General features: G+C 71.2%; 6 protein-coding genes. 4 read left to right on the top strand and 2 right to left on the bottom strand.

All coding sequences use genetic code 11. The features are described 5' to 3' along the window. The first annotated feature begins 126 nt into the window (after window positions 1-126). The 3 genes from AB0M63_RS23285 to AB0M63_RS23275 all read left to right on the top strand — a co-directional run bounded on the left by AB0M63_RS23285 (window position 127) and on the right by AB0M63_RS23275 (window position 2027). Window positions 127-381 carry a hypothetical protein gene (locus AB0M63_RS23285; protein WP_366020694.1) on the top strand — a complete coding sequence of 85 codons (255 nt, stop codon included), beginning with the start codon at window positions 127-129 and terminating at the stop codon, window positions 379-381. A 126-nt stretch (window positions 382-507) separates the two neighbouring features. Continuing rightward, window positions 508-1431, top strand: coding sequence for a zinc metalloprotease HtpX (htpX, locus tag AB0M63_RS23280; RefSeq protein WP_366020693.1), 924 nt, complete (start codon window positions 508-510; stop codon window positions 1429-1431). 2 nt (window positions 1432-1433) lie between these two features. Continuing rightward, window positions 1434-2027, top strand: coding sequence for a hypothetical protein (locus tag AB0M63_RS23275; protein WP_366020692.1), 594 nt, complete (start codon window positions 1434-1436; stop codon window positions 2025-2027). 19 nt (window positions 2028-2046) lie between these two features. Here the strand turns inward: AB0M63_RS23275 and AB0M63_RS23270 are convergent, their stop codons facing one another. Both AB0M63_RS23270 and AB0M63_RS23265 read right to left on the bottom strand, forming a co-directional pair. After that, complete coding sequence (locus AB0M63_RS23270; protein ID WP_355909565.1) at window positions 2047-2340, bottom strand: hypothetical protein; 294 nt, start codon at window positions 2338-2340, stop codon at window positions 2047-2049. A gap of 244 nt (window positions 2341-2584) precedes the next feature. Then, a complete protein-coding gene (locus AB0M63_RS23265) occupies window positions 2585-3925 on the bottom strand; it encodes a DUF2252 domain-containing protein (protein WP_366020691.1) in 1341 nt (446 codons plus the stop codon). Between the two features lie 163 nt (window positions 3926-4088). Between AB0M63_RS23265 and AB0M63_RS23260 the strand changes: the two genes are divergently transcribed. Next, the gene (locus AB0M63_RS23260; protein ID WP_366020690.1) at window positions 4089-5273 is read left to right on the top strand and encodes a winged helix DNA-binding domain-containing protein; all 1185 of its coding nucleotides are present in this window, start codon (window positions 4089-4091) and stop codon (window positions 5271-5273) included. Window positions 5274-5535 lie beyond the last annotated feature (262 nt).

The raw sequence follows: 5535 nt of genomic DNA, 5'->3' as shown, positions 1-5535 counted from the left end.
GCCACAAGCGGCAGAGCGTTTTCAACCACACCCGGCGCCCCTGGGTAGGTGAACCATACGAGGGGCTCACCACAGCCCGCAGAACAACGTAGGGACTGTTTTTCGGGAGGGGCGGGGGTAACGGGGATGGCTCAACAAGGCGACGAGGAGCGGGAGTTCGACATCCGGTGGGCGGACGCGGCCGAGCACAAGGAGCCCTCCGCGCGGGCCCGGATGCTCGCGGCCCGCTGGAAGGAGAACCCTCCGGGGCCGGTGCCGTTCCGGGGTGAGCCGGAGGGAGTGGGGCCGCGGCGGTCGTCGTGGATATCGACGGCGCTCGTGCTGGGGAGTGTCGTCGCGGTGATCGTGCTGCTGGGGTGGAGCGGCTTCCGGGCGCCGTGACAGCCGGTATGAAGGCGATTCTCAGGGACCTTTTGCTCCGCCTAGGGCCGATCGGGACCGCTTCATGGGAAGCGGCGGGTGCACACTGGGCGGTGGGACGAGTGCCTGACTGCGGGGTGATGGCAGATGCAGAGCCGCTTCCGGAGCGACCGGCGGTTGACCGTGCGTATGGGGGTCACGCTGTTCCTGCTCGGATTGCTGTACGTGGTGTTCGTGGCCGCGTTGATCGTGTTGCTGAAGTCCTGGGTGCTGGTCGTGGTGCTGGCCGGTGGGCTGCTCCTCGCGCAGTACTGGTTCTCCGACCGGATCGCGCTGTACGCGATGCACGGGCGGATCGTGGAGCGGGACGAGTATCCCGAGCTGCACGGCGTGATCGACCGGCTGTGTGCCGTGGCCGACATGCCCAAGCCGGTCGTCGCCGTCTCCGACATCGACATGCCGAACGCCTTCGCCACCGGGCGGAACGCGGACAACGCCGTCATCTGCGTGACCACCGGTCTGCTACGGCGGCTGGAGCCGGCCGAGCTGGAGGGGGTGCTCGCGCACGAGCTGTCGCACGTGGCGCACAAGGACGTCGCGGTGATCACGGTGGCGTCGTTCCTCGGGGTGATCGCCGGGCTGATGGTGCGGTTCGCGTTCTACTCGCAGATCTTCCGGGGGCGCAAGGACCAGAACACACTGGCCGTCTTCGCCGGGATCATGGGGATCTCGGCGGCCGTGTACGCGATCAGTTTCCTGCTGATCCGGGCGCTGTCCCGGTACCGGGAGCTGGCGGCGGACCGGGCGGCGGCGCTGCTCACCGGGCGGCCCTCGGCGCTGGCCTCCGCGCTCACCAAGGTCGACGGCGACATCGCCCGTATTCCGACGAAGGACCTGCGGACGGCTCAGGCCTTCAACGCCTTCTACTTCACCCCGGCGACCGGCACCGAGCCCGGCTTCACCAAGTACTTCTCGACCCACCCGAGCCTGGAGCAGCGGCTCGATCAACTGGGGCGGATCTCCGCCGAGTTGGGTGAGGCGGCGGTGCCCGGCATCGGGAAGGCGGACTGAGGATGGGGTTGCTGGACATCCTGCTCGGCCGTACGAAACCGGTCGCCCCCAATCTCGACCAGCTCTTCGCGCTGCCGTCGGCGGCGGTCACGCTGGAGGCGGCGGCCGGGTTCACGCCGACCGGGCGCGGTGCGGTGTGCTTCGCCACGGTGGAGGGCGGGGCCTTCGAGCAGACGCACCGGGAGGTCCAGGCACTGCTGGACGCGGACGCGGAGCGCACCGGTCCGCCTGTGGAGCTGGTCCAGGACAAGTACGGCTACTCGTGGCTGGTCTCGCACCGGACGCCGGAGCAGTTGTCGGCGCTGGTCAACGATCTGCACGCGGTGAACAGCGCGATGGAGGTCAACGGGTTCGGGCCCCAACTGCTGTGCTCGGTGGCCGGTTTCGAGGGCGGCGGGGCTGGCGGAGGGCGACGGCTGGCGCTCGTATACCTCTACAAGCGCGGGACGTTCTTTCCGTTCGCGCCGCTGCCCGGTGACGGGCAGCGGCGCGACAGCGCGCTGGAACTCCAGGTCAAGTCGATGCTCGGCAACGACCTGCGGATCGAGCAGGATCTGAGCCGGTGGTTCCCGGTGTGGGGCGCCCCCGGGCTCTGATGCCCGCGACGATTCCCGGTTACTTCTTGTCGCGCGCCTGGCGGCGGGACTCTATGGGGCGCTCGCGGCGGTAACGGCGCTCCCACTGGGCCTGCTTGTCACGGCGGTCGCGGTAGGCGCGGTAGCTCGACGGGCTGGACCCGCCTCCCGAGGACGACGAGGACGACGTAGACGTGGAGGAAGACGACGTCGAGGAGTCCCGGCCGTACTGCACGTAGAGGAAGAGGACGGCGACCGCGGCCAGCCACCAGACGTGGTTGCCGAAGCCGAGAAGGACCAGGACGGCGGTTCCGGAGAGGACGATGGTGCCCATGACGGGCCTCCGTGGGCGTGGGTGTGTACGAGCGGTGATGGGCTCGGTGATGGGTTTTTGTCGCGACGGGGCGCTGGGGATGGGCGTCCGTCCGTCGGTGCGTAGAGACTAGCCCCGAGTCAGCGGGGTGATGCCGGTCCTGCCGAAAGCGGTGGCGGGTCCCTCCGTAACGTGTGTCCAGCGTAGGGAGGCCATCACTCGGCGTGCATCTTGTTTTTCGGCGACCGGTCGCGGCCGGTCGGTGTCAGATGCCCGGGGCCGCCGTGACCACGCCCGCCGCGACGGCCGCGTTCAGGGTCGCGTGGTCGGTGGTGGTCTGGGTGGCGTAGGCCGAGGCGAAGTCGGCCACGGCGTGTTCGAAGGTGTCGTTGCCGCCCAGGTACGCGGCGATGGCGACGCGGTCGCCGGAGCGGGCGTGGGCGCGGGCCAGGGCGGTGCCGCACAGGCGGCCGTAGGCGAGGAGTTCGGCCGGGCTCATGCCGGCGACGTCTGCCGAGCCCTTCATGTCGCGCAGTTGGCGCCAGTAGAAGGCGCGGCCCTGCGGACCCGACATCCAGCCGAGGAAGATGTCACTGGCGGCCTGGAGCAGGCGCTGGCCCGCGACGACGCGGTGTCCGGGGTGGATGTACGGTCCGCTGGGCAGGTGCTCCTCCAGTACGGACTGCCGCGCCTCCTTGATCTGGAGGAACAGCGGGTCGTCCTGGTCGCGGCCGGCGAGCAGCACGATGAAGCAGCGGGTGCCCACGCTGCCGACGCCGACGACCTTGCGGGCGGCGTCGACGAAGCGGTAGCGGTCCAGGAGCAGGCGGCGCTCCTCGGAGAGGGTGGAGCGGTAGTCGCTGAAGATCTTGCGCAGGGACGCCATGTCCTGCGCGCCGGCCGGTTCGAGCAGGGGCGGGTCGTGGACGATACGGCGGCGGCCTTCGACGTTCTCGGTGAGCTTGCCCACGGCGTGCAGGCTGGTGCGGCGGCGGGCGCGGGTGAGGCTGGACTCGACGCGGCGACGGTGGCGGGCGGAACGGACCAGGGGCAACAGGCTGTCGGCGTCGATACGGTCGTACCAGACGGTGAGTTCGCCCTTGCGGGCCAGGGCGCGCAGCGCCGTGCGGTACGCGGCGGTCGCCTCCAGTGCGGCGTGGTGGGCCTTCGCGTCGCTGTGGCCGTTCTCCAGACCGGCGACGGTCAGGCTGGCGGCGAGGCGTTTGACGTCCCACTCGAAGGGGCCCGGGAAGGTCTCGTCGAAGTCGTTGAGGTCGAAGAGCAGGGCGCGTTCCGGGGAGGCGTACAGGCCGAAGTTGAGGAGATGCGCGTCGCCGCACAGTTGCACGGTGAGCCCGGTGTGTGGCTGGGACGCGAGGTCGGCGGCCATCACGGCGGCCGAGCCGCGCAGGAAGGCGAAGGGGGAGGCGGCCATGCGGCCGTACCGGATCGGGAGGAGTTCCGTGAGTCGGTCCCGGCCCTGTCGTTCCAGTACGGCGACGGGGTCCGGGCGGTCCACGGAGGGGACCCAGCCGGCGTGCGCGGAACGGGAGACGCGTTTGCGCGCGGCCCGACCGCGCTCGGCACGGTCGGCCGGCGTGCTCATGTGCCGTGCCTCTGCATGCCGCCAGTGAAAGCGGGGGGCGGGGTGGGCGCATGCCGGGTACGGCGATCGGGTGAACGGCGGGGTTGCGTCCGCCCGCCCTCCCACTCGTCCACCCACCTGTTTACTGTCGGTCGAGAAGTGGACGTCTCAGAGGGAGCCCGCGATGCCCAGCACCCCGCGTCACATCAGCCCCACCGAGCGGCGTGCCCGTCTCGCCCTACGCCATCGCCTCGCCGCACGCACCCGCGCCGCGACGCCCGAGGAGGTCGCCGACTCCCTCGTCGCGCTGCACGGCACGGACCCCGCGACGGTGTACCTCGCCGTGGGCGCGCGGCTGGCCGACCCGGCCGCCACGGTCCCGGAGACTGCCCGCGCCCTGTACGAGGACCGCACCCTGCTCCGTATGCACGGCATGCGGCACACGGTGTTCGTGTTCCCCGCCGGTCTGACCGCGGTCGTGCACGCCTCGACCGGACTCGCCGTCGCCGCCCGTGAACGGGCCGCCCTGCTCAAGCACATGGCGACAGCGGGGGCGCCGGACGCGGTCTGGCTGAAGGAGGTCGAGGACTCGCTGCTGACCGCGCTGGCGCGCCGCGGGCAGGCGACGGCGACCGAACTGGCCCAGGACGAACCGAGGTTGAGGGAACAGTTCGTCTACGCCGCCGGCAAGAACTACGAGGGCGTCCACACCGTCTCGACCCGGCTGCTGAAGGTGCTGGGGGTGGAGGGCAAGGTGGTGCGCGGGCGGCCGTTGGGTTCGTGGACGTCGAGCCAGTTCCGCTGGGCGGTGGCACCGGAACACCCCGAACTGGACGTCTCGGAAGCCCAGTCGACCCTGTTGCACCGCTGGCTCACGGCCTGCGGCCCGGCCACCGAGGCCGACTTGAAGTGGTGGACGGGGTGGCGCGTGACGGACGTCCGCCGGGCCCTGACGACGATCGGTGCGGAACCTGTCTCTCTCGACGAGGGCCCGGGGTTTGTAGCCCCCGGCGACCTCACTCCCCTGGCCGGCCCCGCGGAACCCTGGGCGGCCCTGCTGCCGGCGCTCGACCCGACGGCGATGGCCTGGCAGCAACGGGACTGGTACCTGTCACCGGAGCTGCGCCCCGCCCTGTTCGACGGCAGCGGCAACGTGGGCCCGACGGTGTGGTGGAACGGCCGCGTGGTGGGCGGCTGGGCCCAACGCCCGGACGGGGAGATCGCGTGGCGGCTGCTGGACCGGGAGGGCGTCGGCCGGGAGGCGGAGGCCGCGATCGGTGAGGCGGCGGAGCGGTTGCGGGGGTGGGTGGGGACTACTCGGGTCACGCCGCGGTTCCGGACGCCGGTGGAGCGGGAGTTGGCGGGGTAGGGGTGGGGGTTGTCGGTGGGGGGCGGTGGGAGTTGTCGATGGGGAGCGGTGGGAGTTGTCGGCGTGAAGACGCGGGTTCCCGGCGTGGATGCGGGAGTTGTCGGCGTGAAGACGCGACTCCCCGGCGCGGAGGCAGGAGTTGCCCTCGCGGAGAGGGAGCCGTCGGCGTGAAAACGCGACTCCCCGGCGCGGAGGCAGGAGTTGCCCTCGCGGAGAGGGAGCCGTCGGCGTGAAACCGCAACTCCCCGGCGCGGAAGCAGGA

Origin of the sequence: Streptomyces sp. NPDC051576 (genome assembly GCF_040681835.1) — a bacterium.
Lineage (GTDB): Bacteria > Actinomycetota > Actinomycetes > Streptomycetales > Streptomycetaceae > Streptomyces.
Note: the sequence above shows the minus strand (reverse complement) of the source record. Positions and strands in the feature narration are given on the sequence as shown.

Bases quoted from the DNA above. Each gene is read 5' to 3' on its own strand.
- AB0M63_RS23285 (WP_366020694.1), top strand. From the start codon at position 127: ATGGCTCAACAAGGCGACGAGGAGCGGGAGTTCGACATCCGGTGGGCG.
- AB0M63_RS23260 (WP_366020690.1), top strand. From the start codon at position 4,089: ATGCCCAGCACCCCGCGTCACATCAGCCCCACCGAGCGGCGTGCCCGT.
- AB0M63_RS23270 (WP_355909565.1), bottom strand. From the start codon at position 2,340: ATGGGCACCATCGTCCTCTCCGGAACCGCCGTCCTGGTCCTTCTCGGC.
- AB0M63_RS23265 (WP_366020691.1), bottom strand. From the start codon at position 3,925: ATGAGCACGCCGGCCGACCGTGCCGAGCGCGGTCGGGCCGCGCGCAAA.
- AB0M63_RS23275 (WP_366020692.1), top strand. From the start codon at position 1,434: ATGGGGTTGCTGGACATCCTGCTCGGCCGTACGAAACCGGTCGCCCCC.
- htpX (WP_366020693.1), top strand. From the start codon at position 508: ATGCAGAGCCGCTTCCGGAGCGACCGGCGGTTGACCGTGCGTATGGGG.